Below are 730 nucleotides of genomic sequence, written 5' to 3'. Positions count from 1 at the left end.
CCGCTTAATAATTTCAAGATTTGTTTCATTTTTTCCTCCCTGAATATTTTGAATAAATTGGCGTACGATTAGGTGAACCGTAGCGCCATGTACAAGCATCACTTGGATGTCCATAACAAGCATGGACACTGGGGTAGCCCTTAAATATTTGCCCTGCTTCTTTCCAGGGACCACTTCCAGGAGGTATTTGCTCAAAAGTGTAAGGATTTTTGCCAATCTTTGTACCCACAAAGTCATTTTTATGATTTTCCAAGTTTACGTAATCCTGCTTTCCATCACTTAAGATATATAACGTATCTGCCATGTTTTGAGTATTATAAGCTGGTCCAAAGAAATTAATCGTTGTTTTCTTTGCTATACCATGAACACCATGCTTTTCTAAATCATGCGATCCATTGCCCGCTGTCATACTGCCGCGGCTATGCGCATCAGTATGCAATCCTATATTGCCAAGGCTATACAACAGATTCTGGTACTTCTTCGTCGAATTGGTCAAAATACCCAACTTACCTTCTAGAGCATACTGATACCCTGCAATGAACAAATCTACCAAGAACGAATCGCTATGAGGGAACATCAGAAAATAGTGTGGATCATTCTTGTTATCAGCCAACTGAACCGCATTATGGGCTGCGTCATCTGGTGTTGTAAAAATACCATTGAGAAAAACATGAACCTTGCCATCAGAACCTTTTTGTAAATTCTGTTGTTCTTCATCCGTTAAATAATG

1 pseudogene is annotated in these 730 nt (G+C 39.3%); it reads right to left on the bottom strand.

The annotated features are described in order from the left end of the window. Positions 1–25: 25 nt before the first annotated feature. Positions 26–730 (bottom strand): annotated as a pseudogene (locus ACFINE_RS09875) (filamentous hemagglutinin); the annotation flags it as partial.

Origin of the sequence: Bartonella sp. AA97HXZ (assembly GCF_042196985.1) — a bacterium.
GTDB lineage: Bacteria > Pseudomonadota > Alphaproteobacteria > Rhizobiales > Rhizobiaceae > Bartonella.
Note: the sequence above shows the minus strand (reverse complement) of the source record. Positions and strands in the feature narration are given on the sequence as shown.